Consider the following 797-nt stretch of genomic DNA (forward strand, 5'->3'; position numbering starts at 1 on the left):
TATTAACAGCGTACATGATTGCCGCAGCAGTTGCGGATCCAATAGTGCCGACACCTGTACATGCTGCAATGACAGAAAGCGCCACTGCAATGCTGCTATACGTATTAAAAATAGAATACGGCACTGCTGTTGTAGTAGTATTCAGGTGAAGGAGCAAAGATACAAAAAATGAAAATAACATTGTAGCCGCACCTAAAAGAGCAGTGACTTTTAGTGATGAAATAACATTGATTTCTTTTTTGCATAATAAACCTTCAATTAATGTAGATACGGAAAAAAACGTATACTACAAAATAAGTTTATCACTTTTTTTAATGTGGTTGTATGTTTTTAAATAACTAGATGGTCCGTGAGTTCAGCCTATAATCTTGCTATCTTAAAATATCAATCAGATTCTTACTCAAAGCGATTTTTGTCGACAATATGCCAAAAATAATGCTGGTAATTTGTGGAAAAACCGTGGCTAAAATACTGTCATATTCGGTCGCGACGACTTCTTCTATTTAATCGATCAACCCGTAACTCCTTAACCACTTGAGAATTTTCATCTAATTGGGCTGGTCGATAATCTTTGAGTATACCCGGCTCTACTGGTTGCAGGCCAGCTATTTGCAGAAAATGTTGGCTTAACAGCTTGATACAGATATTAAGAAGCTCGTCGATCAATCCACAAGTGAGTTTTAGGTAAACTCACAATACTACCAGACCTATCTTTTAAATTTGCTGCTTTTTTAATTCTTGCAGCAGCAGCTTTTATATCGAATAAAAATATTTCAAATTTTTAAGAAACATAATTA

1 pseudogene is annotated in these 797 nt (G+C 35.3%); it reads right to left on the bottom strand.

Annotated features, from left to right (window positions below):
* A pseudogene (locus KH893_RS11120) lies at positions 1 to 181 on the bottom strand (hypothetical protein); the annotation flags it as partial.
* Between the last annotated feature and the right edge of the window lie 616 nt (positions 182 to 797).

Source organism: Liquorilactobacillus sicerae, from assembly GCF_029916425.1.
Classification (GTDB): domain Bacteria; phylum Bacillota; class Bacilli; order Lactobacillales; family Lactobacillaceae; genus Liquorilactobacillus; species Liquorilactobacillus sicerae.